The organism is uncultured Nevskia sp. (genome assembly GCF_903885465.1).
In the GTDB taxonomy this organism is placed as follows: domain Bacteria; phylum Pseudomonadota; class Gammaproteobacteria; order Nevskiales; family Nevskiaceae; genus Nevskia.
This window is the reverse complement of record NZ_CAISIQ010000204.1, coordinates 1-2,185: the sequence shown is the minus strand read 5'-3', so window position 1 is coordinate 2,185 and position 2,185 is coordinate 1. Positions and strand designations below refer to the sequence as shown.

Genomic DNA, 2,185 nt, shown 5'->3' with positions numbered 1-2,185 from the left:
GATGTCTCCTCCAGAAAGGCTTCGGCCTTTCTCGCACCTTGCCCCCTGAATCAGGGGGTTTTTTTTGGGCGTCGATATTTCTTATGAGTTGTTATCGAGCGCTGCCGGAGTCTGCAGCATTCAATTTTGAGATTCAAGCCCAAAAAAGCCGATAGTTTTCGAAACCGGCCGCTTTCCGAATCAGCTCCGGTACTGCACGCGGCGAATTCCGCGTTCGGTAGGCACTGCGCATGCTAATGCTGCGCCCGATCTGAGCATGCTGGCGACGCCCGCCAAACAATCTCGGATCTGGGAATTTCGATACTTGGCCACCAATCCTGTGCCCGAGACCTGCTCCGGCAGCCTAGCGCGATGCATGTGTGCAGCAGCAGACGGCAACCCCATTTTCAAAGGCTTACGATGCGCAGCCCGACTTCGCTCCTGAACCACGCGGCACCCATGAATGGCATGACCGGACACCTGATTGCTGCGCGCGGAAACCAGCCTGAAGCGGTAGCGTCATGAACGCTCCTTTGTTCAAGGTCGACCTCAATAATTGCGATCGCGAGCCGATTCACATCCTCGGCGCGATCCAGCCGTTCGGTTTCCTGATCGTGCTCTCCTCGGACTGGAACATCGTCCGGATCTCTGCCAACAGCGAGTTACTGCTCGGCCTGGCGCCGGAAGCGCTCATCGGCAGGCACATCGTCGGGGTATTCGCGGCCGAAGCGGTCCATACCATCCGCAACCGGATGTTCAATCTGGTGACCGCGGATGTCGTCGAACGCATCTTCAAGCTGCCGCTGTTCGACGATGAACGCCTGTTCGATCTGGCGATTCATATGTCGAACGGCCAGTTCATCTTCGAAGTCGAGCCCGCCAGTAGCGATTCGATCAGCCTGACCGGCACCTTGCGCAGCATGATGTCGCGTCTCGATGGTGCCCGCGGCCTGACCGATTTCTTCCGGGAAGGCGCCCGTCAGGTGCGTGTGCTCACCGGTTTCGATCGGGTCATGGTCTATCGCTTCGACGAAAGCGAATCCGGCCATGTGGTCGCCGAATCGGCGCGCAGCGGCATCGGCAGCTTTCTGGGAATGCACTATCCGGCGTCCGATATTCCAGCCCAGGCCCGGGCGCTCTATGTCCGCAACCTGTTTCGGGTGATTGCCGATGTCCGGGCGGCACCGGTGGCGATCGTTCCGCAGCTGGACGAGAACGGCGCGCCGCTCGATCTGTCACTGGCCGTCACGCGTGCCGTGTCGCCCATCCATATCGAGTATCTGACCAATATGGGCGTGGGCGCGTCACTGTCCATTTCCATCGTCATCGACGGCAAGCTGTGGGGCTTGTTCGCCTGCCATCACTACGCACCGCGCTTGCCGGGCCTTGAACGGCGCTCGCTGGCCGAGCTGTTCGGGCAGATGTTCGCGATGAAGCTGGAAAGCCGTGAACGTCAGCTGATGAGCGAGTTCCAAGCCAGGACGCGCGAAGTCTCGAGCAGCCTGCTCGGTGCGCTCGCCAGCGATTCCAAGCTGCTCGAAGATCCCGGCTGGCTCGGCGACACCCTGAACCGCGCGATCGAATCCGACGGCATGGGCGTATCGATCAATGGCCGCGTGGCACTGGCCGGCCTGGCGCCCAGCGAAGCGGAATTCGCGCAGATCATCAGGGCGCTCAATGGCGTCGCCTCCAGCAAGGTCTACGCGACCGACCGGATCGCCGATCTGCTGCCAGCGGCCGAACACTGGTCCGGCAATGCAACGGGCATGCTGTCGATGCCCATCTCGCGCTCGCCGCGAGATCACATCGTGCTGTTCCGTCAGGAAATGATCCGCACGGTGCGATGGGCAGGTGATCCGCGCAAGCCTGTCGAATACGGCCCCAATGGTCCGCGCCTGACGCCGCGCAAGAGCTTCGAGGCCTGGTCGGAACTGGTGAAGGGCCGTTCCAGACCTTTCAGTGCTCAGGAAACCAATGCGGCAGAGATGCTGCGCACGACCTTGATCGAAGTCGTGCTGCGCTTCTCCGAAGAAACCAATGCCGAGCGGCAGTTGGCGTCGAGCCGGCAGGAACTGCTGATTGCCGAACTGAATCACCGGGTGCGCAACATCCTGAGCCTGATCGGCGGCCTGGTTCGACGTACCAAGGGAAGTGCCGCGAACTTCGACGATTACGTCGAACAGATCGACAGTCGCATCAACGCCCT

At 60.9% G+C, this 2,185-nt stretch carries 1 protein-coding gene; it reads left to right on the top strand.

Annotated elements, in window-relative coordinates:
• Positions 1-500: 500 nt before the first annotated feature.
• Positions 501-2,185 (top strand): GAF domain-containing protein (locus QZY06_RS07795; RefSeq protein ID WP_295682501.1); only part of this gene is annotated, 1,685 nt, incomplete at its 3' end.